This window comes from Rhizobium sp. 62_C5_N11_2 (assembly GCF_051811185.1).
Taxonomy (GTDB): Bacteria; Pseudomonadota; Alphaproteobacteria; order Rhizobiales; family Rhizobiaceae; genus Rhizobium; species Rhizobium leguminosarum.
In genome coordinates this window covers 466,799-489,418 of the sequence record NZ_JBPWPW010000001.1, presented here as the reverse complement: position 1 = coordinate 489,418, position 22,620 = coordinate 466,799, and the positions used below count along the sequence as shown (strand labels likewise).

The following is a 22,620-nucleotide window of genomic DNA, read 5'->3' as shown; positions in this document are numbered from 1 at the left end:
CGATGAACAGAGACGTGAAGATCTATGTTGCAGGCCATCGAGGCATGGTGGGGTCGGCCATTGTCCGGAGGCTGAAGGCCGGCGGCTACACGAACATCGTCACCAGAAGCCACGCCGAACTGGATCTCGTAAATCAGGCGGCCGTTGCCGAATTCATGAAGGCGGAGCGGCCGGACTACATCTTCATGGCCGCTGCAAGGGTTGGCGGCATCCATGCAAATAACGTTTATCGCGCTGAGTTCCTCTACCAGAATCTGATGATCGAGACGAATGTTGTTCATGCCGCCTGGCAGGCTGGTGTGGAACGTATGCTTTTTCTTGGCTCGAGTTGCATCTACCCACGCGACTGCCCTCAGCCCATTCGCGAGGAGTATTTGCTGACTGGCCCCCTCGAGCAGACGAACGAGCCCTATGCGATCGCCAAGATTGCGGGCGTCAAGCTGTGCGAGAGCTACAATCGGCAATATGGGACCCGCTATGTCTCGGGGATGCCGACTAATCTATACGGGCCGAATGACAACTATGATTTGGACAGTAGCCATGTGATGCCGGCCCTGATCAGAAAGGTCCATGAGGCCAAAATTCGCGGTGACCGGCAGATGGTCGTCTGGGGGTCCGGTCGGCCAATGCGAGAGTTCCTGTATGTCGACGACATGGCTGACGCTTGCGTTTTTTTGATGGAAAGGGACGTCAACGAGGGGCTTATCAATATCGGGACGGGCGAAGACATTACCATCCGCAAACTTGCCGAGACGATCATGGGGGTTGTAGGCTTCACGGGCGAGATTGTTTACGACCAGACGAAGCCGGACGGAACGCCGCGCAAACTGATGAGCGTTGACCGCTTGTCGGCACTTGGGTGGAAGGCGACCACATCACTTAGCGATGGTATAGCGCGAGCATATGCCGATTTCGCGTCCTGATATCTTTACTTCCGCCAGATATCATTACTTCCGCCAGATATCATTACTTCCGCCAGCGACTGAACCAAATCCTCTACGCGTCCCGTGCCGGTTGCAACTGGCGATACAAGCACGAACTGTCCCCTCAACTACGGCCAGCGCCAGTACGGACGCGACGACCTGGACGAATAGCATCTCACGCCGCACCCCAGTTGCCGTCTTGCCTTCGCCAATGTATGTGCTTTGCAATTGGCTATATTGCGGGCCTCAACCGCTGTCACAATTCAGCGGTCGAGCCTAGTGCAAGGATGCATACGTTGAATGTAGAGCAACTGGCGATCGAAGGCGTCAAGAAGGTCACTCCTGCCAGATTTGGTGACTCGAGGGGCTATTTCAGCGAAGTCTTCAAGGATTCCTGGTTCCGCAGCAACGTGGCCGACGTTTCCTTCGTGCAGGATAATGAATCCCTTTCAGCCCAACCGGGGACCGTCCGGGGATTGCATTTTCAGCTGCCTCCCTTTGCGCAGGGCAAACTTCTACGCTGCCTGCGCGGCGCCCTGCTGGATGTGGCGGTCGATATCAGATATGGCTCTCCGACCTACGGGAGGTGGATCTCAGCCGAACTGTCCTCGGAGAATGGCTCACAGCTTTGGGTGCCAGCCGGATTTGCGCATGGGTTCGTAACTTTGCAGCCTGATACGATCATAAGCTACAAAGTCACAGCTCCCTACAGCGCGGAGCATGACCGTGGCGTGCGGTGGAACGACACCGAGATCGGGATCGAGTGGCCGCCGATGGATGCCTACGTTCTTTCTGATAAGGACAATAAGCAGCCACTGCTTTCCGAACTCCCCGCATATTTTCAATTTTCGTAAAACGGAGGGCCTCATGCGTGTTCTTGTAACGGGTGGCGCGGGCTTCATCGGTTCGGCTTTGGTGCGCTATCTCGTCAGCGAGATCGGCGCCGACGTCCTCAATATCGACAAGCTGACCTATGCCGGCAATCTTGCCTCGCTGAAAGCGATCGAGAATGCTCCGAACTACAGGTTTCTCAAGGCCGACATTTGCGACAGAAGCGCTGTCAGCAGCGCTTTCGAGGAGTTTCGTCCCGATTACGTCATGCATCTGGCGGCGGAAAGCCACGTCGACCGCTCGATCACCGGGGCGGCGGATTTTATCGAAACGAATATAAATGGCACCTTCAGCATGCTGGAGGCCGCGCGGCAATATTGGCAAGGTCTTCCGGCGGACGAAAAGGCGGCATTCAAGATGCTGCACGTGTCTACCGACGAAGTCTATGGTTCCCTCGGTGAAGACGGGCTGTTTGCCGAGACGACACCTTACGATCCGTCCTCTCCCTACTCCGCGTCCAAGGCAGCAAGCGATCACCTCGCGACGGCGTGGGAAAGGACTTACAACCTGCCCGTGATCATTTCCAACTGTTCGAACAATTACGGTCCTTTTCATTTCCCGGAAAAGCTTATTCCTCTCATCATATTGAACGCGCTGGAACGAAAGCCGTTGCCCGTCTATGGAAGCGGCTCCAACATTCGCGATTGGCTCTATGTTGATGACCACGCACGAGCGCTCTGGCTGATCGTGCAACGAGGCCGTCCCGGCGAAAAATACAATGTCGGCGGGCGCAACGAGCGGCGAAACATCGAGGTTGTCGAGCGCGTTTGCGCGATCATGGATGAAGTCCGGCCAGGTACCGCGCCGCATAGCGATCTTATAAGCTACGTTACCGATCGGCCGGGCCACGATGCACGCTATGCTATCGATGCCACCAAGCTCGAGACCGAACTCGGCTGGAAAGCACTGGAGAATTTCGACAGCGGTATCCGCAAAACCGTCGAGTGGTATCTGGAAAATGCATGGTGGTGGCAGCCGCTGCGTGAGCATGTGTATTCCGGTGAACGGCTTGGCGTGTTGAAAAAGGTATGAGATGCGCATCGCGGTAACAGGCAAGAGCGGCCAGGTCTCGTCTGCGTTGCAAGCGCTGAACGCCGGAGGTATCGAGGTCATCGCCATCGGCAGGCCCGAGCTGGATTTGCTCGAGCCTTCGATGGTGCATGAAACCATTGCGAAGCTCAAACCCGACATCGTCGTCTCGTCGGCCGCCTACACTGCCGTTGACAAAGCCGAAAGTGATGAGGCGGCGGCTTTCGCCATCAATCGAGACGGCGCAAGAGCCATCGCTGCCGCAGCTGCCGAGCTGTCCTTTCCTATCATCCATCTCTCGACCGATTATGTGTTCGACGGAGACAAGCCCGAACGCTATGTCGAGAGCGACCCGGTCGGACCGGTATCCGTCTATGGCAGATCGAAGCTCGAGGGCGAATATGCGGTCGCCGCAGCCAATGAAAACCATGTCATCCTGCGGACAGCCTGGGTCTATTCAACGTTTGGCCATAACTTTTTGAAAACCATGCTCAGGCTTGCGGAGACGCGGGAAGAGTTGAGCGTTGTCAGCGATCAACTGGGTTGCCCAACCTCCGCCAACGACATCGCCGAGGCTATCGTCAAAATAGCAGACAGGCTAGCAAAGGATTCCAGCCCGGACTTGCGCGGCGTTTTTCATTTGGCCGGCAGCGGCGAAACGAACTGGGCCGAGTTTGCTCGATATATATTATCCATTCTTGAGGAAAAGACCGGCAGGCGTGTCACTGTCAGGGACATTGCGACCGCCGACTACCCAACAGCCGCGAACCGGCCCGCCAATTCCCGATTGTGCTGCGATAAGTTGAAGCGCCTCTATGGCGTCAGCATGCCGGAGTGGCAGGTATCAACGCGAGCTGCTGTGACAAAGCTCTTGGAAGAGCCGAAGGAGGCCGTATGAAAGGTATAGTGCTTGCGGGGGGCAGCGGCAGTCGACTGCACCCGATGACTCATTCGGTCTCGAAGCAACTGCTTCCGATCTATGATAAGCCAATGATCTACTACCCGCTGACCACCTTGATGCTGGCTGGCATACGGGAAGTTCTGATCATCTCCACCCCGCACGATATGCCGCTTTTTCAGCGGTTGCTGGGTGATGGCAGCGACTGGGGCATGTCTCTGAGCTATGCCGTGCAGCCAAGCCCCGATGGACTGGCGCAAGCCTACATTATTGGCGCAGATTTCGTGGCGGGGGGACCATCCTGTCTCATCCTCGGAGACAATATCTACTTCGGCCACGGCCTGCCTGAGCTGCTTGAAGAGGGCGTATCCAAAGGTGATGGCGCGACGGTATTTGCCTATCACGTGCACGATCCCGAACGTTACGGTGTCGTCGAATTCGGCAGCGATATGACTGCAATTTCGATTGAAGAAAAGCCGGCGAAGCCGAAATCACACTGGGCTGTCACCGGCCTTTATTTTTACGATGCCGACGTCGTTGATATCGCAGCCAATTTAAAGCCTTCGGCGCGCGGCGAATATGAAATAACCGATGTCAACAGGACATATCTGGAGCGGGGGAAGCTGCGCGTCTCGATGATGGGTCGTGGTTATGCCTGGCTTGACACGGGCACGCCCGAAAGCCTGCTCGAGGCCGGCGAGTTCGTCCGCACGCTTGAAAAACGCCAGGGCTTCAAGATCGCCTGCCCAGAGGAAATCGCGCTGGCGAAAGGCTTTATAACAAAGGAGCACTTCGCCCAAATTGCCGCCAAAGCGGGCAAAGGCGATTATGGCCAATATTTGCGTGGCTTCATGGATTAAATAGTTGCCATCCGGCAGCGAAGCTGCAGCCCTGGACCTGCTGAATACAGGGCTCAATCGAATAAGAGACTGGGCAGGCGCCCGGCAACATGCGACGAACAAGCCGTTTATTTCAAGGAACCCGCCTATGACGCAGAAAATCATTCCCGTGATCATGGCCGGCGGCAAAGGCACGCGGCTCTGGCCGCTTTCCCGTGCCACCGCACCGAAACAATTCATCCAGTTCGTCGGCGACAAGACGTTGTTTCAGGAAACTCTCGAACGCGTTTCCGATCCCGAGCTCTATGAAGCCCCGATCGTCGTCACCAATGAGGAATTCCGCTTCCTGGTCGCCGAACAGGCTCGCGAGCGCGCCATCCCGCTCGCAGCGATCCTGCTCGAACCGGTCGCCCGCAACACAGCCGCAGCGGTAGCCGCGGCCGCAACGCTTGCCGCCGACCTGTTCGGCAAGCACACCATCATCCAGATGCTCGCCTCGGATCACGAGATCCTTGCCGACAAGAGCTATTTCGATTGCATCCGCATCGCCCGCGATGCCGCTGCCGACGGCAAGCTCGTAACCTTCGGCATCACCCCGACGGAGCCGGCGACGGGTTACGGCTATATCGAGATCGGCGATGCCCTCGAAAACGGTGCACACAAGGTCAAGCGGTTTGTCGAAAAGCCGGCACTTGAGAAGGCCGAGCAGATGCTCGCCGACGGCGGCTTCTACTGGAATTCAGGCATCTTCATGTTCCCGGTGCCGGAACTCATCGCCGAACTGCAGGAATATGCGCCCGATGTGCTGAAGGCGGCCAGCAAGGCCGTTTCGAAAGCAAGCCGCGACCTCGATTTCACCCGCCTCGACGCCGACCATTTCGCCAAGAGCCCCGATATCTCCATCGACTATGCGATCATGGAAAAAACGTCCAAGGCCGCAATCGTCCCCTCGCCGTTCAAATGGTCGGACATGGGCAGCTGGGATGCCGTCTGGAAATCCGGCGCACGCGACGAAAACGGCAACGTCGCCGCCTCAAACACCACCGTCGTCAATACCCGCAACTCGCTCGTCATGACCCATGGCGTGCATCTTGCCGTCCAGGGCATGGATGATGTCGCCGTCATCGCCAGCGAAGACGCCGTCTATGTCGGACCGCTCAAAGACAGCCAGAATGTCGGACAATTGGTCAAGATGCTGGCCTCCACGTCCGCCACGGCGAAATTCGCCGAAACCCATCCGACATCCTATCGCCCCTGGGGCGGCTATACCTCCATCTTCAACGGCGATCGTTTCCAGGTGAAGCGCATCTTCGTCACGCCGGGCAAGAAGCTATCGCTGCAAAAACACCACCATCGCTCCGAACACTGGATCGTCGTCAAGGGAACGGCTGAGGTGACGGTCGGCGAAACCGTGCGGATGCTGCGCGAGAACGAAAGCGTCTATATTCCGCTCGGCGAAGTCCACCGCCTCGCCAACCCCGGCAAGATTCTTCTCGAGCTCATCGAGGTTCAGACAGGCTCCTATCTCGGCGAGGACGACATCATTCGCATCGTCGATGAGTTCGGAAGAACGTAAAGTGCAGCCAGAGCCGATAGGCGGGCCTTTTTCTGGCGCGCCATCCTCGCTGTTGAATTTCCTCTTGGGGTTCTCGTAGAATGGACGTACCGACAAACATGACCGGAGATATCCCCCTGATGCGTACCCTGCCCGCCCTTGCCGGATTTCTTTCCATCATGGTGCCTTTCCGGCTCCAGCGAGTGAAGCGCCGAAATACGCGGTTCCAATCACCGAACACATCCGGCAGATAGCGCCAGGGCGAACCAGTCCGCACAATCAACAGGACGGCTTCCACAAACATTCGATTGTCACGTCCAGACGAAGCACGCGTGCGATCATCGCCAATGATCTGGCGAGACATCCCGTTCCCACTGGTCATCCCGAAGAATGGGACGATCTAAAACACCCCATGACTGTCTCCAAAAGACAGTCTTGAGTCCTATTTTGCTCGGCTTTGGGAATCCCAAGAGTCCACATTACCAAGGGGTCATGCTGAAAGTCTCCTCCTGACGTCCTCTCCCAATTCCTTCATGCGGTCGGCCGGAATGCGGCCGATCAGCATGAAGGCGTGCGTCTCGTTCGACCAGTAGATCACGTTCAGGCCCTTGCGGCTTTCGAGGTCCGGCGCCTTGCTGCCCGCATCTGATTTGACGATGCAGAGCGCCATGGGGCCGGTTTCGGGGTCGAGATAGGCGATCTGGGCGAGCGGTTTGCCGTCATATTGCAGCATCAGTGCGCGTTTGAAATCGATGCCCGGGAGCGAGACGGCTTCGGGGGAGAGCGACAGGCCGAGTTTTTCGTCGAGGGGCCTGAGCTGGGCGGCCTGGACCTCCCTGACGGGCGCGGGGCCGGCCAGGGTCTCCGGGGTATAGAGCGAGATATAATCGGCGACCACGCTGCGCCATTCGCTGTTTTCGTCCTTTGCCGAAAAGCGTGCTCCCATGCCGATGACGGCGCGGTCGATCGCGATGCCGGCGACCAGCGAGGCGGCGAGCGCGCCGAGGAAGCGGCGACGGCTGGCGAAAGCGGGCATGGGGTCGGATCTTGCGCCCGGCTGCACCGGGATGGCAGCGAGCATCGTCTGCAGCTTCGCGCGCGGGGCTTCGGCGAGCAGCGGGGCGAAGGCTTGCTCGAACGGTAGGCTGGCGCGCGCCAAAAATTCCAGCCGTTCAGCGACGCTCTCGTCTTCGTTCATAATGGCTTCAATGCGCGCAGCCTCTTCGGGCGTCAGTTCGCCGTCGATGAAGGCGGTCAGGTCCTCGTCGGAGGGAATGGTGTATTTCCTATTCATTGCCGTCCCCCTTCCGGTCCGGCGCGCCGGAGAGCTTGGCGCGGGCAGCCGCCAGCCGGCTCATCACGGTTCCGATCGGGATATCCAATATGCCTGCAACCTCGCGATAGGAAAGCCCTTCCACATAGGCGAGGAAAACCACCGTCCTCTGCGCCTCAGGCAGCGCATTCACCTGTTTCAGCACCTGACCCGCCATCACATGCGTTTCGGTGTCGTGCGCACCGTCGAAGGTCAGCGTCTCCCCGGCATCGACGAAACCCTGACCCTGGCGCACCCGGCGGGAACGGATCTCGTTCAGCCAGATCGAATGCAGGATCGAAAACAGCCAGCGGTCGAGCCGGGTGCCAGGAATGAACTGATCGGCGCGCTCGAGTGCGCGAAGGCAGGTCGCCTGGACCAGGTCGTCGGCGACATCGCGCTGATGCGAGAGAACGAGACCATAACGCCAGAGCCTTGCCAGATTTTCCGTCAGGCCGCTCCTGATATCCGCTTCGCTCGCGATGGCCGCCTCCGCCGATCCTGCATTCTTCGAAACCGCCGGGTGAACCGGCGATTCCATTCTCGCGCGACTATAGGCAGGAAAATGGGTGCGCGCGACCGACATTCTTACATCCCTTTCGTGCTTCCATTTTCCCGCCCCGTGGCCTGCTGATCAGATCTTCGAGGGATCGAGGATGGCAGCGTTCAGATCCTGATATTCCTCGCAGCCGGTGCCGCAGATCGCCTTGATTGACTTCAGTTGGTCCTTGGCGAGATCGAGCTGACCCTTGATGACATAGGCTTCACCGAGATATTCGCGGACCTTGGCGTATTGCGGGTCCATCTTCACCGACTGCAGATAATAGGAGATGCCCTCGTCGGTGCGGCCGAGCTTGCGGGTGGCATAACCGCGATAATTCAGCACTTCGGCGGTGTTCTGATCCTTGACCGTGTCGAGCACGGCAAGCGCCTCTTCATAACGGCCGGCCTTGGCCAGCGAATAGGCATAGTCGGCGCGGTTCTCGTCGGAGACGTTGGCGCTCTGCTGCTTGACGCATTTTTTGGTCTTCTGGTCGTAGATCTCGCCCTTCTTGCAGACCGGCGTCGTGCTGCTATCATCGCCGACGGCAAAAACCGGACCGGAGACAACAGAAGCGGCAAGGCAGCCGCCGAGAATGATGGAAGCGATGCGGGCTGTCATGATCGTCATGGGGAAACTCCTCGAAAGTGACGTTGCGACGAGAGAACACCGCTGCATCCAGCTTTATTCGGCTGCTGCTTGCATTTCTTTCTTCACCCTTTCGTGAAGCTTGAGAGCTGAATAATTTGGGCGTCTGCGTGTTTTCCTTCGTTCCGCCGGAGGGACAAGGAGAATTCTGTGACCGACACCGTCAAACTCGTCAGCCTCGCCGTTGCCACACCCGAACATGTCATTTTCCAAAAACAGGCGGTCGAAGCCTCGGCCCGACTGTTTGCCGACCGCTTCGAGGATTTCCGCCATCTTGCCCGCGTCTTCGACAGCGCCGGTATCCAAAAGCGCCATGCGGCGCGCCCGCTTGCCTGGTTCGACGAGCCACATGGCTGGCAAGACCGGATGCAGGCCTTTGCAGAGGTGGCAGGCGGGCTTTTCGTCGAGGCTGCCAGCTCGGCCCTTCGCCAGGCAGGGCTTGAGGCCGGCGATGTCGACTGTGTCGTGACCGTCTCCTCCACTGGTTTTACGACACCGAGCCTCGATGCGCAGCTTAGCCGCAAGATGGGTTTCAGACCCGATATCGAGCGCGTGCCGGTCTTCGGGCTCGGCTGTGCCGCCGGCGTGTCAGGCTTTGCGATCGCCTCGCGACTAGCGCGTGGGCGGCCGGGCACTGTTGTGCTTTTCGTCTCGATCGAGCTTTGCACGCTTGCCTTTCGGCTGGATGAGCTGACGCGGCCAAACATCATCGCGACGGCGCTGTTCGGCGACGGCGCTGCCGCCTGCGTGCTGCGATCAGGCGAAGACGGGTTGGCGGAGGTGGAATCGACCGGCGAACATCTCTTTCCCGACACGCTCGATATCATGGGCTGGAAGATCGATGACGGCGGCTTCGGTATCGTGCTGGCGCAATCGCTGCCGCCGTTTGCCGAAAAGCAGCTCGGCCCAGCGGTAACGGCCATTCTGGCCCGCAACGGGCTGAGGGTGGAGGATATCGACCGCTTCATCTGCCATCCCGGCGGCATGAAGGTGCTGGCCGCGATGGAGAGCGCGTTTTCGATGACGCCGGGGACGCTCGATCACGAGCGCGCCGTGCTTGCCGAATACGGCAACATGTCCTCGCCGACCATCCTGTTCGTGCTGGAGCGGGCAATCCGCGCCGGGTTGCCGGCGCGCTCCGCGATGATCGCCATGGGGCCTGGCTTTTCGGCCAGCTGCGTGACGCTGCGGAGGGCGGCATGATGTGGCCGTCGATCGCGCTTTTGACATTCGTGACGCTGCAGCGGCTGGCGGAACTCGTGCTTGCCCGGCGCAACACGGCGGCGCTTCTTGCCAGAGGCGCCAGAGAGGTCGCACCCGAGCATTATCCCGTCATGGTGGCGCTGCATGCAGGCTGGATCGCCGGCCTTTGGTTGCTTGCACCGGGCAGGCCGGTCGCACTCTTCTGGTTTCTCGTCTTCATGGGGCTGCAGGCGCTGCGGCTCTGGGTGCTGGCGACACTGAAAGGCCGCTGGACGACGCGTATCATCGTCCTGCCCGGCGCACCGCTCGTGAGATCCGGGCCCTATCGCCTCCTCCGCCATCCGAACTATGCGATCGTCGTCGGCGAGATCGCCGTCCTCCCGCTCGCCTTCGGCCTGCCGCTTTACGCGATCGTCTTTTCACTTCTCAACGCGCTTATCCTCCATGTCCGCGTGAAGGCTGAAAATGCCGCACTGAAAAGCGCAATGATTTTGAAATGAATGCGATTTTCCGTTTGCGTCGCGGTATCGGCAAGGGCATTTTCACCCCGATAAACAAAGCGGAATGCAAGCGGAAATGACGAAGAACGCAATCGTGCTCGGCGCCGGCATCGTCGGGGTTTCCACCGCCATCCATCTTCAGCGGCGCGGCCGGCAGGTGACGCTGATCGACCGCAAGGATCCGGGCAACGAAACCTCCTTTGGCAATGCCGGCCTGATCCAGCGCGAAGGTGTCGCGCCTTACGGCTTTCCCCAGCAGCTCGGACTTTTGCTGCGTTATGCGCTGAATAACCGCATCGACGCGCATTATCATCTGCGCACACTGCCGAGCCAGATCGCCTTTCTCGCTCGCTACTGGTGGAATTCCAATGCGCGCCGCCACGCGATCATCACCCGGGCCTATGCGCCGCTGATCGAAAATTCGGTTGTCGAACACAAGGATCTGATCGAGGCGTCGCAGGCCGAAGCGCTGATCCGCAAGGACGGCTGGATAAAGATTTTCCGCAGTGAAGCCAAGCGCGACGGGGCTTTTGCAGAGGCAGCACTTTGGCAGAATGAATTCGGCGTGGAGTATGACAGCCTGACGCCGGCCGATATCGCCCGCATGGAACCTCATATGACCGGCGATTTCGCCGGCGGTATTCGCTGGCGCGATCCTTGGTCGGTGCTCGACCCGCATGCACTGACATCGGCCTATCGCCGCTATTTCGAAAGTCTCGGTGGCCGGTTCGTTACGGGTGACGCCGCCTCGCTCGGTCCGTTTGGCTCCGGCTGGAAGATCATGACGAGGGAAGGTCCGCTCGAAGCCGAGGATGCGGTGATGGCGCTCGGCCCCTGGGCGGCCGTTGCAACGCGCCGGCTTGGCTATTCCTTCCCGCTCGGCGTCAAGCGCGGCTATCACATGCACTATGCCGCCGAGGGCAATGCCGTGCTCAACAACTGGACGCTCGATGCCGAACGCGGCTATCTCCTTGCGCCGATGCGCCGCGGCATTCGCCTGACGACAGGGGCGGAGTTTGCAACACTCGACGCGCCGAAGACGCCGGTCCAGCTCGACCGCGCCGAAGCCGTGGCGCGCACCATCTTCCCGCTCGGAGGCAGGCTCGATCCCGAACCCTGGATGGGGGCGCGCCCCTGCACGCCAGACATGATGCCGATCATCGGCAAGGCGCCGCGCCATCAAGGCCTGTGGTTTGCCTTCGGCCATGCCCACCACGGGCTGACCCTCGGGCCGGTGACCGGCCGCGCGCTTGCCGAACTCATTACCGGCGAGACGCCCTTCATCGATATCGCGGCCTATTCGCCGCAGCGTTTCAACCCGTAATACCGAGCGCGGCGAGGCTCTTGAGCGCCGTTGCCGCAATGCCTTCGATCGTGTCGTCGATATCGACAGTGACGACGCCCGGCTCGCCGGTCGGCGGTTCTAGCGTCGCCAGTTGGCTATCGAGCAGCGAGACCGGCATGAAATGTCCCTTGCGCTCGCCCATACGCTTCATCAGCAGCGCCCTCGAACCTTCGAGATATACGAAGAACAGATTGCCGCCGGCAGCAGCCCTGAGCCTGTCGCGATAGATGCGCTTCAGCGCCGAGCAGGAGACGATGATGCCCTGGCTTTTCTCCAGCGAGGCCTTCATGTCTTCGCCAATGCGGTCGAGCCAGGGCATCCGGTCCTCATCGATCAGCGGAATGCCCTTCGACATCTTCTCGACATTGGCGGCCGGATGAAGCGCATCGCCTTCGACGAAGGCCAGGTGCAGGGCTTCGGCGAGTTTCTCGCCGACGGAGGATTTGCCGCAGCCGCTGACCCCCATGACGATGATCGCATGAGGCTTGTTCATCTGCTCATCCGGCATGTTTACTCCTCGGGCTTATCTTCCCGCTCAATCGAGCGGGAAATGACAGGCATATTGATGTGTGCCTTCGCCAGTTAATTCGGGAGAAACCTGGCGGCAATGGTCCTGCGCCTTCCAGCAGCGCGGATTGAAGTGGCAACCTGACGGCGGCTTCAACGGCGAAGGCAGTTCGCCCTGCAGGCGAATGCGGGTCTTTTCGCGATCGGGATCGGCGATCGGAGTGGCCGACAGCAAGGCTGCCGTATAGGGGTGGCGCGGCCTGGCGAAGACCTCGGCGGCGGGACCGGTTTCCACGGGACGGCCGAGATACATTACCATCACCTCGTCGGCGATATGATGGACGACGGACAGGCCGTGCGAGATGAAGAGATAGGCAAGCCCCATCTCCTTCTGCAGGTCCATCAAGAGGTTCAGCACCTGCGCCTGGATCGAAAGGTCGAGCGCCGAGACCGGTTCGTCGAGCACCAGTACCTTCGGCCGCAGCATCAGGGCGCGGGCAATGGCGATGCGCTGGCGCTGGCCGCCCGAGAACATATGGGGATAGCGGCCATAATGCTCCGGACGCAGACCGACGCGGGCCATCATCTCCTCCACCTTGCGGCGGCGGCCGGCGGCGTCCAGATTGGTGTTGATCTTCAGCGGCTCTTCGAGGATCGAGCCGACCTTCTGGCGCGGGTTGAGCGAGCCGTAGGGGTTCTGGAAGACGATCTGCACCTGGCTGCGCAGGCTGCGATCGCCGACATGGGCGGGCTTGCCGTCGATCAGCAATTGCCCCGATGTCGGATTCTCGATCATCGTGACCAGGCGGGCGAGCGTCGACTTGCCGCAGCCGGATTCGCCGACGACCGCGAGCGTCTTGCCGGAATGCAGGCTGAAGCTGACACCGTTCAGCGCCTTGACGGTGGCATCGGCTTTGAAGAGGCCGCGGTTGACGGTGTAAAAGCGGGCGAGATCCCTGCCCTCGAGAACAGCGTCCGTCATACGAGGTCTCCTGCAGTTTCAACGGCCATGATGCCGGGATGCCCGAGCGGCTTGCCGTCCTTCAAAGGATAGTTGCAGAGCGCCAGTCCGAGCTCCGGCCCCTGGCGGACGACGCCGCGATCGCATTCGACCGTGGCGAAGCCGCAGCGCGGCGCAAACAGACAGCCTGTCGGACGACCATGCTGGCCGGGAACGACACCGGCGATCGAGGGAAGACGCTGGCCGACTTTGGCGCGTTCCGGCAGAGCGGCGAGCAGGGCTGCGGTATAGGGATGATGCGGATCGCGGAACAGCGCCCCCACCGGCTGCTCCTCGACCTTCTGGCCGGCATATTGCACCTGCACACGCTCGGCGGTTTCGGCGACGACGCCCATGTCGTGGGTGATCAGCACCAGCGCCATGCCCTGCTCCTTCTGCAGGCGGACGAGCAGATCGAGGATCTGTGCCTGGATCGTCACGTCGAGCGCGGTCGTCGGCTCGTCGGCGATGAGGAGCTTCGGATTGCAGGCGAGCGCCATGGCGATCATGACGCGCTGGCTCATGCCGCCCGACATCTGATGCGGGAAGTTCGACAGGCGCTCTTCCGGCGCCGGAATGCCGACGAGGTTGAGCAATTCGATCGAGCGTTGGCGACGCTCCTTACGGTTGAGGCCCATATGGACGCGCAGCGTCTCGCCGAGCTGGAAACCGACCGTGAAGCACGGATTGAGGCTCGACATCGGCTCCTGGAAGATCATCGCCATGTCTTTGCCGACGATCCTGCGGCGCTGGCGGGCGGAGATGTCGCGCAGATCCTTGCCGTCGAACTGCATGCGGTCGGCGGTGATCTTCGCCGTCCAGGGCAAAAGCCCCATGAGGGCCAGCATGGCGACGGATTTACCCGAGCCGGATTCGCCGACGACCGACAGGATCTCGCCCTTGTCGCAGACAAGCGATACGCCGTCGACGGCGCGGAAGAGACCGGAAGAGGTCTGGAATTCGACCGTCAGATTTTCAATCTCGAGGAGTGGCATCACGACCTCTTCAGTTTGGGATCGAGCGCGTCGCGCAGGCCGTCGCCCATCAGGTTGATGGCGAGAACGGTGATGAGGATGGCAAGACCCGGAAACGTCACCACCCACCAGGCGCGCGAGATGAACTCACGGGATTCGGCCAGCATCGTCCCCCATTCGGGTGTCGGCGGCTGGGCGCCCATGCCGAGAAAGCCGAGAGCGGCGGCATCGAGAATCGCCGCCGAGAAGGCGAGCGTCGCTTGAACGATCAGTGGCCCAAGACAGTTCGGCAGGATCGTCTTGAACATCAACCGGAAGGTGCCGGCACCGGCGACACGCGAGGCGATCACATATTCCTTCTCACGCTCTGAAATAACCGAGGCGCGCGTCAGCCGCACGAAATGCGGCTGATTGACCAGCGAAATCGCGATCATCGCATTGGTAAGCCCTGGCCCGAGCACGGCCACCAGCACGAGAGCCAGCAGCAGCGACGGGAAGGCCAGGATGATATCCATCAGGCGCATGATCGCCGTATCGACCTTGCCGCGGAAAAATCCAGCGACGAGGCCGATCAGGACGCCTGAAATGACCGAAAGCGTGACGACGACGACGCCGATGAAGAGCGAAAACCGCGCGCCGTAGATCAGGCGCGAAAGGATATCGCGGCCGACGGCATCCGTTCCGAGCGGGAAGGAGGCGCTGCCGCCCTCCATCCAGAACGGCACTGCCAGCAGTACCGCGCGGTTCTGCTCGTTCGGCTGATGTGGCGCAAAGAGCGGCGCAAGGATTGCGACGACCAGAATGATGATGAAAACCACCAGGCCGATGACGGCGCCCTTGTTGCGGGAGAAATAATGCCAGAACTCCGCAACAGCGGATGGCTGGCCGGTTTTGACGGTGACGGTGCTCATGAACCGCTCCTAATGACGAATGCGCGGATTGATGAAGCCGTAGAGAACATCAACAATCAGATTGACCAGCATGATGACGCCGGCGATCAGCAGAAGACCGCCCTGGACCACGGCGTAATCGCGCTTGAAGACCGAATCGACCATCCATTTGCCGATACCCGGCCAGGAGAAGATCGTCTCGGTGAGGATGGCGCCGGCAAGAAGAACGCCGATCTGCAGACCAATCGTGGTGATGACAGGGATCATCGCATTGCGCAGCGCATGCACGCCGACGACGCGCAGCGGCTTCAGGCCCTTCGAGCGCGCCGTGCGGACATAATCCTCCCCCAGAACCTCGAGCATCGCCGAACGCGTCTGGCGCGCAATGACGGCGAGCGGAATGGTCGCCAGCACGATGGTCGGCAGAATGAGGTAGCTGACGGCCGAGGAGAACGCTCCCTTCTGACCTGACAGCAGGCTGTCGACGAGCATGAATCCGGTGACCGGCTTGAAGAAATACATCAGCGAGATACGGCCGGAAACCGGCGTCCAGCCGAGATAGCCGGAGAAGAAGATGATGAGCAGCAGGCCCCACCAGAAAATCGGCATGGAATAACCGATGAGGGCAACACCCATCACGCTCTGATCGAACCACGTGCCTCGTTTGACGGCCGCAAAGACGCCGGCGGGCACGCCAAGACAGACGGCGAGGATGATGGCACAGAGCGAAAGCTCGAGCGTTGCCGGAAACAGCGTGAGGAATTCGCCGAGAACGGGCCGCTTGGTGACGATCGAGGTGCCGAGATCGCCTTGCAGCACCTTTCCGAGATAATCGAAATACTGCACATACATGGGCCGGTCGAAACCGAGATCATGCATGATCTGAGCGTGCCGCTCCGGCGCCATGACACGTTCCCCCGACAGGAGCATGACGGGATCGCCGGGGAGCAGGCGGATGAACGAGAAGGCAATGAGGGAAACGCCGAGGAATGTCGGGATCAGCACCGCAAAGCGGCCGATGAAAAAACGCAACATGGCAGGTGTCCAATAGTTTCCGGCGGTCAGGAGACCCTGACCGCCGGCTGCGCCCAGCTCTGCCGGGCATTCTTACATTATTCTTGTTATTCGGATACGTCGACGCCGTCGAAACGGTGAATGCCGAGCGGGTCCATCTGGAAGCCCGAGACCTTCTTGCTCATCGGAACGAAGACGAGCGAATGGTCGATGGTTGCCCAGGGAGCTTCCTTCTTGAAGATCAGCTGCGCCTGCTCATAGGCCTTGGTGCGCTCACCGACATCGGCCGTCAGCTTGGCCTTGGTCATCAGGTCGTCATATTCCTTGTTGCACCACTGAGCACGGTTGTTGCCGCCGACGGCGTCGCAGCCGAGCAGCGTATCCATGAAGTTGTCGGGGTCGCCGTTGTCACCGGTCCAGCCGAGGATGACGGCGCCGTCGCGCTTCACGTCGGAGGAGAGCTTCAGATATTCGGCCCATTCATGGGTGACGATCTCGACCTTGACACCGATCTTGGCGAAGTCCGCCTGCATCAGTTCGGCGGCACGTCGCGCGTTCAGCATGTAGGGACGCGAAACCGGCATCGCCCAGATCTTCATGCTGAGATCCTTGACGCCAGCATCGGCAAGAGCCTTTTTGGCAGCGTCCGGATCGTACTTGTCGTCCTGAACGGCGTCGTTATAGGACCACATCGTCGGCGGGATCGGGTTCTTGGCAACGGCCGCAGCACCCTGGAAGACGGCGTCGATGATCGCCTGCTTGTTGATCGCCATGTTCAGGGCGCGGCGAACTTCCGGCTTGTCGAACGGGGCCATCTGGGTGTTGTAGGCGAGGAAGCCAACATTGAGGCCGGCCTGTTCCAGAACGGTCAGATTTTCATCCTTCTTCAGTTCCGGCACGTCGGCTGCATTCGGATAGGGGATCAGCTGGCATTCGCCGGCCTTCAGCTTCTGGGCGCGCACGGCAGCGTCAGAGGTGATCGCGAAAACCAGATCGTCGATCTTTTCCTTGCCCTTGAAATAGCTTTCGTTCGCCTTGTAACGGATGACGGCATCCGGCTGGTAGGCGACGAAGGTGAACGGGCCAGTGCCGAGCGGCTGCTGGTTGAGCTGCGCCATCTTGCCGTCGGCGGCGAGCTTGTCGGCATATTCCTTGGAGACGATCGAGGCGAAGTCCATGGCGAGGTCGGCGAGGAACGGCGCTTCGGGATGGTTGAGCGTGAACTTGACCGTGAGATCATCGACCTTCTCGACCGACTTGATCAGCTCGGGAAAGCCCATGCCGGCAGCGTATTCGTAAGAACCGCCCTCGACATATTTGTTCCACGGATTGTCGGATTTCAGCTGGCGCTCGAAGGAGAACACGACGTCGTCGGCGTTGAAATCGCGCGTCGGCGTGAAGAAGTCGGTGGTCTGGTACTTAACGCCAGGATGAAGCTTGAAGGTGTATTCCGTGCCGTCGGCCGAAACGCTCCAGCTGTCAGCCAGGCCCGGCTCGATCTCGGTGCCGCCGTGCTTGAATTCGACGAGGCGGCTATAGACCGTGCGCGACGACGCGTCGAAGGTCGTGCCTGCCGTATAGAGGCTCGGGTCGAAGCCTTCCGGCGAGCCCTCGGAGCAATAAACAAGGGTCTTGGACCAGGCCGACGTCGCCATGACGGAAATCAAGGCCGTCGCTGCCAGCAGGACAGAGATCTTTTTCATAATATTGTTTCCCGGTTGTTCTTTTTTGATGTTTGGAGACCGTAGATTGGCATCTCGGTCGACGCTCGATGGAACGATATTTATTTACTGAAAGCAACGGGCTACGCAGAAAATTTTTCCACCTGGACAATTTTAGAAATTTTCCGTCAAAAATCAGCCTCATTCGGAAATATTCGCACAAAAATGACCGAAATTTTGTCGCATTTGGTATAAAAACGCGCCCATCGCGACATGCCGACGGCATTTCCTCCCTATGCCGGAGACCAACCAGACGCTGCAAAAACAAAAACCGCGGTTGCCGGGGCAACCGCGGTTCAGAAGTATGTTCTGATCTTTAAATCAGGCGGCGGGGGCAACGATCGCGGGTTTGCGATATGCCGGCTCGCCGGTAATTCCGAGAAGGAAATTGATCTGCGGACGCGCCTTGACGAGGTCGTCGATGGAATATTCCGACAGCACGGCGAAGAAGGCGTTGAGCGCCTTGCGCAGCGCCGAATTCAAACCGCAACTGTCAACCAGCGGGCATTCGACCTCCCCGTCATCCTCGAAGCATTCGGCCATGGCGAAACTGTCTTCCGTCACCCGAACGACGTCGAAAAGACTAATGTCGGCGGCCGGCTTGCCCAAGCGCACGCCGCCATTGCGACCGCGCACGGTTTCGACCAGACCCGCCTTGTTCAGCGGCTGAAGGATCTTGAAAAGAAAGAGCTCGGAAACGCCATAGGCCCTGGCGATTTCCGGAATCCGGCTCAAGTGCCCGTCGTTGGCAGCACAATACATCAACATGCGAACCGCATAGTTCGTCTGCTTCGTCAACCGCATGCCATTCTCCTGACTCGTCTGTTCAGACCTATATAGGCGGTTTGCTAGTTTTGAACAATTCCAAAATATGAAATTCGCATTCAGCTTATGAGGCCATTTGCCGCGACGTCAATCCCGCTTCAGGACCTCGACGTCATCCCGGATCGCCTGCTTGCGCTCGGGCGTGCCTTGCGCATCAGTTTGACCTCGGCACTGGGGGAGTAGGAGATGGCGAGCAGACCGCGCCCTTGTCTCAGGACATCCTCGATGTCGGACCGATATCGTCGGCAATCGCATGACGAGGAAAAATTCGGGAGCCAAAAGGCCCCCGAATTACAGATTTCAAATCGGGGTCGTGACGATCACTTCATCGTCGGCATGACGAATTCGGCGCCGCTCTTGATGCCCGAGGGCCAGCGGGCGGTGACGGTCTTGGTCTTCGTCCAGAACTTGATCGAATCCGTGCCGTGCTGGTTGAGGTCGCCGAAGCTCGAGGCCTTCCAGCCGCCGAAGGAGTGGTAGGCGAGCGGAACCGGGATCGGGACGTTGATGCCGATCATGCCGATATTGATACGCGAGGCGAAATCGCGGGCGGCATCGCCGTCGCGGGTATAGATGGCGACGCCGTTGCCATATTCGTGCTTCATCGGCAACGACAGCGCTTCCTCATAGTTGTTGGCGCGAACGACGGAGAGGACAGGTCCGAAGATCTCGGTCTTGTAGATATCCATCTCAGGCGTGACATGATCGAACAGGCAACCGCCGACGAAATAGCCGTCTTCGTAACCCTGGAGCTTGAAATCGCGCCCGTCGACGACGAGCTTGGCACCTTCCTCGATGCCGCGGTCGATCAGGCCGCGAACTCGAGTATATGCTTCCTTGGTGACGAGCGGGCCCATGTCGGCCTTATCGTCGGTGTAGGGGCCGATGCGCAGGGATTCGATCTTCGGCGTCAGCTTCTCGACGAGGCGGTTGGCAGTCTCCTCGCCGACCGGAACGGCAACCGAGATCGCCATGCAGCGCTCGCCGGCCGAACCGTAGCCTGCGCCCATCAAGGCGTTGACGGCCTGATCCAGGTCTGCATCCGGCATGATGATCATGTGGTTCTTGGCGCCGCCGAAGCACTGGGCGCGCTTGCCGTTCATCGCCGCGGTGCCATAGACGTAGCGGGCGATCGGCGTCGAGCCGACGAAGGAGACGGCGCCGATATCGGGATCGGTGAGAATCGCGTCGACCGCACCCTTGTCGCCGTTGACGACGTTGAGGATGCCGGCGGGCAGACCGGCCTCGATCATCAGTTCGGCGAGGCGGATCGGCAGGGAGGGATCACGCTCGGAGGGCTTCAGGATAAAGGCGTTGCCGCAGGCGATCGCCGGCGCAAACATCCACATCGGGATCATGCCCGGGAAATTGAAGGGGGTGATGCCGGCGCCGATGCCGACCGGCTGGCGGATCGAATACATGTCGATCGCAGGCCCGGCGCCCTCGGTGAACTCGCCCTTGGCGAGATGCGGAATGCCGCAGACGAATTCGCAGACTTCGAGGCCGCGAATGACATCGCCCTTGGCATCCTCGATCGTCTTGCCGTGCTCCTTGGAGAGGATTTCGGCAAGCTCGTCCATGTGCTTGTTCAGGAGTTCGACGAACTTGAAGAAGACGCGGGCGCGGCGCTGCGGATTGGTGGCAGCCCATTTCGGCTGCGCAGCCTTGGCATTTTCGACGGCGGCGCGCAGTTCCTCCACGCTTGCGAGTGCGACCGTCGCCTGCACTTCGCCCGTCGCCGGATTGTAGACGTTGCTCACGCGGCCGCTGGTGCCGGCAACCTGCTTGCCGCCGATGAAATGACCGATCTCACGCATGGGATGTTCCTCCTGTTTTTGGATGACCGACAATCGCACTTCAATTTGCACAAATCAATGCGCTGATATAAGCAACCGTTGTGCGTAGATTATAGCCCTATCGTTGCATCAGGCGCTGCGGCTGCTTCAAACTTGGCACGGCACGCCGACAAGTCAAACCCCAAGAGGAGGTCAAACCGATGAGCCGGAAACCCGTCGTCAGAATGGCGGAGCTGGAGATCGATCCGGACACGCTTGAAACCTATCGTGCATTGCTCACGGAAGAAATCGAAGCGTCCCTGGCGCTGGAAGACGGCGTCCTTTCCCTGAGCGCTGTTTCCATCAGGGACCACCCAAACCGGATCCGTATCCTTGAAGTCTATGCCGACCAGGAAGCATACGAGGCCCATCTGCGAACACCGCATTTCCTTAAGTACAAGAACCAGACGGCGCAGATGGTTACGTCGCTGACGCTTATCGAGGTCGATCCGATCGCCATGCGTGCCAAGCCATGAACTGGGACGATGTTCGTATTTTCCTCGCCGTCGCCCGCACCGGGCAGATCCTTGCCGCCTCGAAGCGGCTGGGGCTCAATCACGCCACGCTCTCACGTCGACTGACTTCGCTGGAAGAGGCGCTGAAGACGCGGCTTTTCATCCGTCGCACGAATGGCTGCGAGCTGACGGCCGAAGGCGAAGTGTTCCTGGCATCCGCAGAGCGGATGGAAACGGAAATGCTCGCAGCACAAGCCAGCCTCGGCCACACGGATACGGCAATTGCCGGGACTGTGCGCGTCGGCGCGCCTGATGGGTTCGGTGTTTCCTTTCTTGCGCCGCGCATGGGCAGACTGATCGAGCGCCATCCGGAGCTGAAGATCCAGCTCGTGCCGGTGCCGCGCTCTTTCTCGCTGTCGCAGCGCGAGGCGGATATCGCCATCACGCTGGAGCGGCCCGAACAAGGCCGGCTCGTCTCCTCCAAGCTCACCGACTACACGCTCGGTCTCTATGCCTCACGCAACTACCTCGCCTCCCAGGGCACGCCAGGCGATATCGACGCGCTGAAAGCGCATCCGCGCATCGGTTATGTCGAAGACCTGATCTTCACGGCCTCGCTGAATTTCTCCGGCGAGGTCATGCGGAGCTGGGATGCCAGCTTCGAAATTTCGACAGCGATCGGTCAGACGGAAGCGGTACGATCAGGCGCTGGAATCGGCATCCTGCACGATTATATCGCCCGCCAGTATCCGGAACTCCAGCGCATCCTGCCGGAGGTTTCGATCCGCCGCGCTTACTGGACGACCTATCACGAAACGGCGCGCGACCTCATGCGCGTCAGGAGCGTTGCCGATTTCCTGCAGGAACTCGTCGGCGCCGAACGGCACATCTTTCTTTAAGTCTCGAAAGTGTGTTTTGCCGGTTCGTCGTTCTCGTCGGGATTGGGAACCGGCGCTTCGTCGGGCAGCCGGTCCGGCTCCGGTTCCTTGATCGGAGGCACCGGCTTCCAGCTGGGCCCGGGCATCGGCGGCTGATCGGGAATGGGTTCGTTGGGCACGGACATGACCGCCTCCCTTTGATGATTTCAGTTTACGCGACGTTCGGGGCTATTTGTCCGGCTTCAGCGATTCGGCAGCACGCATCGGCATGCTGTCGATGATGGCGAAGAGTTCGCCCTCGGTAATCGGCTCGCTGGCCTTGAGCTTCACGGTGCCGTCCTTTCCGAGAAGGAAGGCGGCGAATTCGCCCACCTCCGGCGCCTCCAGATCGCGGCGGATCGCTTCGCCGTCGAGGCCGTCAGCCGCACCGAACAACGGTCGAACGCCGGCGCCGGAAACCTTGAGCACCACCAGGTCACGCTCGTCGAGGGCCGAGCGATCGGCCAGCAGGTGATTTTCCTGCCGGGCGGCGCGGGAATTATCCCTGTCGGCGAAAACAACGAAGACGCGGTTCTTCCACTGAAACTGGGCGAGACTTTCGGCCGGCGCATAAGCGCTGTTGTTCTCGTCGATCTTCGTCGCACCGTAGAGAAGGGTTTTCGACATGCGTATTCTCCCGTTAACATGCAGAACGACCCGGTGCGGCATGGGTTCCATCGAAACTTCAGGAACCGAACTTTTGGTCTCGCGTCCCAAATTCATCAGTTCGTTTGGCACTACGGAGGCTTTCGTGAGCGTGGAATTCTCCTTCAACGATTGCCAGGTGACGCCTGGACT

23 protein-coding genes and 2 pseudogenes are annotated in these 22,620 nt (G+C 60.0%); 11 read left to right on the top strand and 14 right to left on the bottom strand.

Going from position 1 to position 22,620, the window contains the following annotated elements; all coding sequences use genetic code 11:
• Window positions 1-2 precede the first annotated feature (2 nt).
• The 6 genes from fcl (at window position 3) to AB8B31_RS02415 (ending at window position 6,156) form a co-directional block, all read left to right on the top strand.
• Entirely contained in the window at window positions 3-923 is a 921-nt protein-coding gene (gene fcl / locus AB8B31_RS02440) for a GDP-L-fucose synthase (RefSeq protein ID WP_131702207.1), read from the top strand.
• A 287-nt stretch (window positions 924-1,210) separates the two neighbouring features.
• Window positions 1,211-1,777: a dTDP-4-dehydrorhamnose 3,5-epimerase gene (gene rfbC, locus AB8B31_RS02435; RefSeq protein WP_131702208.1), complete on the top strand. Its 567-nt coding sequence runs from the start codon at window positions 1,211-1,213 to the stop codon at window positions 1,775-1,777.
• 13 nt (window positions 1,778-1,790) lie between these two features.
• Window positions 1,791-2,846 (top strand): dTDP-glucose 4,6-dehydratase, encoded by a 1,056-nt coding sequence (gene rfbB / locus AB8B31_RS02430; RefSeq protein ID WP_439007343.1) that lies wholly within the window; start codon window positions 1,791-1,793, stop codon window positions 2,844-2,846.
• Window position 2,847: 1 nt separating this feature from the next.
• Window positions 2,848-3,741, top strand: a complete 894-nt coding sequence (rfbD, locus tag AB8B31_RS02425; protein ID WP_131702210.1) for a dTDP-4-dehydrorhamnose reductase — start codon at window positions 2,848-2,850, stop codon at window positions 3,739-3,741.
• Window positions 3,738-4,601, top strand: coding sequence for a glucose-1-phosphate thymidylyltransferase RfbA (gene rfbA, locus AB8B31_RS02420; RefSeq protein WP_131702211.1), 864 nt, complete (start codon window positions 3,738-3,740; stop codon window positions 4,599-4,601). Before rfbD ends, rfbA begins: the two co-directional genes overlap by 4 nt.
• 127 nt (window positions 4,602-4,728) lie before the next feature.
• Window positions 4,729-6,156, top strand: coding sequence for a mannose-1-phosphate guanylyltransferase/mannose-6-phosphate isomerase (locus AB8B31_RS02415; RefSeq protein ID WP_197727791.1), 1,428 nt, complete (start codon window positions 4,729-4,731; stop codon window positions 6,154-6,156).
• Window positions 6,157-6,319: 163 nt separating this feature from the next.
• Here the strand turns inward: AB8B31_RS02415 and AB8B31_RS02410 are convergent.
• The 4 genes and pseudogenes from AB8B31_RS02410 to AB8B31_RS02395 all read right to left on the bottom strand — a co-directional run.
• Window positions 6,320-6,581 (bottom strand): annotated as a pseudogene (locus AB8B31_RS02410) (transposase); the annotation flags it as partial.
• Window positions 6,582-6,625: 44 nt separating this feature from the next.
• A complete protein-coding gene (locus tag AB8B31_RS02405; protein ID WP_131703034.1) occupies window positions 6,626-7,429 on the bottom strand; it encodes an anti-sigma factor family protein in 804 nt (267 codons plus the stop codon).
• Window positions 7,426-8,033, bottom strand: a pseudogene (locus AB8B31_RS02400) (RNA polymerase sigma factor). Before AB8B31_RS02400 ends, AB8B31_RS02405 begins: the two are co-directional and overlap by 4 nt.
• Before the next feature lie 48 nt (window positions 8,034-8,081).
• A complete protein-coding gene (locus AB8B31_RS02395) occupies window positions 8,082-8,618 on the bottom strand; it encodes a tetratricopeptide repeat protein (RefSeq protein ID WP_131703036.1) in 537 nt (178 codons plus the stop codon).
• A 168-nt stretch (window positions 8,619-8,786) separates the two neighbouring features.
• Here AB8B31_RS02395 and AB8B31_RS02390 point away from each other — a divergent pair, with 168 nt between their 5' ends.
• The 3 genes from AB8B31_RS02390 to AB8B31_RS02380 all read left to right on the top strand — a co-directional run bounded on the left by AB8B31_RS02390 (window position 8,787) and on the right by AB8B31_RS02380 (window position 11,663).
• Entirely contained in the window at window positions 8,787-9,839 is a 1,053-nt protein-coding gene (locus AB8B31_RS02390) for a type III polyketide synthase (protein ID WP_131703037.1), read from the top strand.
• On the top strand, window positions 9,836-10,339 hold the full coding sequence (locus tag AB8B31_RS02385) for an isoprenylcysteine carboxyl methyltransferase family protein (protein ID WP_131703038.1): 504 nt from the start codon (window positions 9,836-9,838) through the stop codon (window positions 10,337-10,339). The genes AB8B31_RS02390 and AB8B31_RS02385 overlap by 4 nt, the downstream gene beginning before the upstream one ends.
• A 76-nt stretch (window positions 10,340-10,415) precedes the next feature.
• Window positions 10,416-11,663 (top strand): NAD(P)/FAD-dependent oxidoreductase, encoded by a 1,248-nt coding sequence (locus tag AB8B31_RS02380; RefSeq protein WP_131703039.1) that lies wholly within the window; start codon window positions 10,416-10,418, stop codon window positions 11,661-11,663.
• Here AB8B31_RS02380 and AB8B31_RS02375 read toward each other — a convergent pair.
• The 8 genes from AB8B31_RS02375 to AB8B31_RS02340 all read right to left on the bottom strand — a co-directional run bounded on the left by AB8B31_RS02375 (window position 11,653) and on the right by AB8B31_RS02340 (window position 20,432).
• Window positions 11,653-12,192 (bottom strand): gluconokinase, encoded by a 540-nt coding sequence (locus AB8B31_RS02375; RefSeq protein ID WP_131703040.1) that lies wholly within the window; start codon window positions 12,190-12,192, stop codon window positions 11,653-11,655. The two genes, AB8B31_RS02380 and AB8B31_RS02375, sit on opposite strands and share 11 nt — an antisense overlap.
• A gap of 27 nt (window positions 12,193-12,219) precedes the next feature.
• Window positions 12,220-13,173 carry a peptide ABC transporter ATP-binding protein gene (locus tag AB8B31_RS02370; RefSeq protein WP_128401359.1) on the bottom strand — a complete coding sequence of 318 codons (954 nt, stop codon included), beginning with the start codon at window positions 13,171-13,173 and terminating at the stop codon, window positions 12,220-12,222.
• A complete protein-coding gene (locus tag AB8B31_RS02365; RefSeq protein ID WP_131703041.1) occupies window positions 13,170-14,186 on the bottom strand; it encodes an ABC transporter ATP-binding protein in 1,017 nt (338 codons plus the stop codon). Before AB8B31_RS02365 ends, AB8B31_RS02370 begins: the two co-directional genes overlap by 4 nt.
• Window positions 14,186-15,076: an ABC transporter permease subunit gene (locus tag AB8B31_RS02360; protein ID WP_128401357.1), complete on the bottom strand. Its 891-nt coding sequence runs from the start codon at window positions 15,074-15,076 to the stop codon at window positions 14,186-14,188. Before AB8B31_RS02360 ends, AB8B31_RS02365 begins: the two co-directional genes overlap by 1 nt.
• Window positions 15,077-15,085: 9 nt before the next feature.
• Complete coding sequence (locus AB8B31_RS02355; protein ID WP_105005003.1) at window positions 15,086-16,090, bottom strand: ABC transporter permease subunit; 1,005 nt, start codon at window positions 16,088-16,090, stop codon at window positions 15,086-15,088.
• Window positions 16,091-16,176: 86 nt separating this feature from the next.
• Complete coding sequence (locus AB8B31_RS02350; protein ID WP_130658414.1) at window positions 16,177-17,772, bottom strand: ABC transporter substrate-binding protein; 1,596 nt, start codon at window positions 17,770-17,772, stop codon at window positions 16,177-16,179.
• Between the two features lie 339 nt (window positions 17,773-18,111).
• Complete coding sequence (gene rirA / locus AB8B31_RS02345; protein WP_003545647.1) at window positions 18,112-18,594, bottom strand: iron-responsive transcriptional regulator RirA; 483 nt, start codon at window positions 18,592-18,594, stop codon at window positions 18,112-18,114.
• 341 nt (window positions 18,595-18,935) lie between these two features.
• Window positions 18,936-20,432 (bottom strand): CoA-acylating methylmalonate-semialdehyde dehydrogenase, encoded by a 1,497-nt coding sequence (locus AB8B31_RS02340; RefSeq protein ID WP_018070268.1) that lies wholly within the window; start codon window positions 20,430-20,432, stop codon window positions 18,936-18,938.
• A gap of 179 nt (window positions 20,433-20,611) precedes the next feature.
• Between AB8B31_RS02340 and AB8B31_RS02335 the strand changes: the two genes are divergently transcribed.
• On the top strand, window positions 20,612-20,926 hold the full coding sequence (locus tag AB8B31_RS02335; RefSeq protein WP_130658413.1) for a putative quinol monooxygenase: 315 nt from the start codon (window positions 20,612-20,614) through the stop codon (window positions 20,924-20,926).
• Complete coding sequence (locus AB8B31_RS02330) at window positions 20,923-21,804, top strand: LysR family transcriptional regulator (protein WP_130658412.1); 882 nt, start codon at window positions 20,923-20,925, stop codon at window positions 21,802-21,804. The genes AB8B31_RS02335 and AB8B31_RS02330 overlap by 4 nt, the downstream gene beginning before the upstream one ends.
• Here AB8B31_RS02330 and AB8B31_RS02325 read toward each other — a convergent pair.
• Together AB8B31_RS02325 and AB8B31_RS02320 are read right to left on the bottom strand one after the other, a co-directional pair.
• Entirely contained in the window at window positions 21,801-21,968 is a 168-nt protein-coding gene (locus tag AB8B31_RS02325) for a hypothetical protein (protein WP_165548372.1), read from the bottom strand. The two genes, AB8B31_RS02330 and AB8B31_RS02325, sit on opposite strands and share 4 nt — an antisense overlap.
• Window positions 21,969-22,011: 43 nt before the next feature.
• Window positions 22,012-22,449, bottom strand: a complete 438-nt coding sequence (locus AB8B31_RS02320) for a DUF4174 domain-containing protein (protein WP_130792420.1) — start codon at window positions 22,447-22,449, stop codon at window positions 22,012-22,014.
• Between the last annotated feature and the right edge of the window lie 171 nt (window positions 22,450-22,620).